General features: G+C 46.8%; 1 protein-coding gene. It reads right to left on the bottom strand.

Annotated features, from left to right (window positions below):
* On the bottom strand, positions 1 to 799 hold a 799-nt coding region (pyrC, locus tag A3763_RS21100), incomplete at its 3' end, for a dihydroorotase (RefSeq protein ID WP_068760451.1).
* Positions 800 to 1,102: the final 303 nt, after the last annotated feature.

The raw sequence follows: 1,102 nt of genomic DNA on the forward strand, positions 1-1,102 counted from the left end.
CACTGTAGCAGCCAGCACAGCCGCAAGATGACTCTTTTTTCGCCTTTTCGTGAGGTGCTGAGTCGGTTCCAAGGAAGAATTTGCTTGAGCCACTCTTTACAGCTTCTCTAAGCGCTGTTTGGTGGGTGTTGCGTTTAAGTACAGGTAGGCAGAAGTTATGGGGCCGAATACCGCCTACGAGCAGGTCATTACGATTAAGGAGCAGGTGTTGGGGAGTGATCGTTGCGGCCAGTTTGTCTGAGCCTGCTTGTACAAACTGAGCAGCTTCAGAGGTTGTGATATGCTCAAAAACAACTCTTAGCTCGGTAAATTTTTCGGTGATAGGGGCTAGGTGTTGTTCAATAAAAAACTTTTCCCGATCAAAGATATCAACCTCATGAGAGGTCACTTCACCGTGAATCAGTAATAACATGTCGCAAGCTTGCATTGCCTCAAAAACCGGGTAAAGCTCGTTCAAGGCTGAAACTGCAGCATCGGAATTGGTTGTTGCTCCTGCTGGGTAAAGCTTGGCTGCAATAATGCCCGCTTGCTTGGCGCGAGTAATGTCTTCGGGCTTTGTATCGTTTGTCAGATATAGGGTCATTAAGGGAGTGAAATCGACTCCTTCAGGTATAGCGTTTTCAATTCTGGCTTTATAAGCAAGTGCCATTTCTGTGTTAACAACAGGCGGGACAAGGTTAGGCATCACTATCGCTCGCTTAAAGCACCGAGCGGTTGCCGGGACAGTTTCTGCGAGCATGTCTCCATCTCGAAAGTGAAGGTGCCAGTCATCGGGGGCTTGAATAGTGATTTCTTGCATGGGATATCCTGAATCAAAAATTTAAGCTTATATTATGCCTGAAAATATAGGCTTCAGGAAATTCAGGGTGGGAGGACAAGGTATGGATGACTAACTTGTCTGGAGGGATCTCAGGCGCTTACTTTGCCAACTCTATTTTGCCAAGCAGGCCTGCATGGTCTGAGAGGTAAGCCCGCTGGTATTAGGCATATCTCCGTTTGACTGCTTGGCACGTAAAATTCTCAAACGCTCAATTGTGCGACCTTTCGGGTTAATTGAAATGTGACCGGCGCATTTTTTTATCCGTATTTCCCATCTACACGG

It is taken from the genome of Oleiphilus sp. HI0128 (assembly GCF_001635365.1).